This is a genomic window from Undibacterium sp. 5I2, from assembly GCF_035019605.1.
Lineage (GTDB): Bacteria > Pseudomonadota > Gammaproteobacteria > Burkholderiales > Burkholderiaceae_D > Undibacterium.
Genome location: NZ_JASJVS010000209.1, coordinates 1 through 224, shown reverse-complemented (window position 1 = coordinate 224; position 224 = coordinate 1). Strand labels below are relative to the sequence as shown.

General features: G+C 57.1%; 1 protein-coding gene. It reads right to left on the bottom strand.

The features are described 5' to 3' along the window. A partial coding sequence (locus QN359_RS19990; RefSeq protein WP_323493531.1) for a hypothetical protein occupies window positions 1-224 on the bottom strand: 224 nt, incomplete at both ends.

The window sequence follows — 224 nt, the reverse complement described above, 5'->3', positions numbered from 1 at the left end:
AAATTGGTCGAGCTGTTATTGCTACCCGTCGTCATCGTGACCGCCGTTAGACCATTATTGCTTACCGTACCACCGCTACCAGCCAGCGAACCGATGGCTTGATTAAAACCACCGAGATCGAGCGTAGCACCAGCGGCCGTGCTGACGGCCGAGTTGCTGCCGAAGGCATTAACCGCACCGGCGACCAAGCTACCATTACTGACCGTGGTCGCGCCGCTATAGGT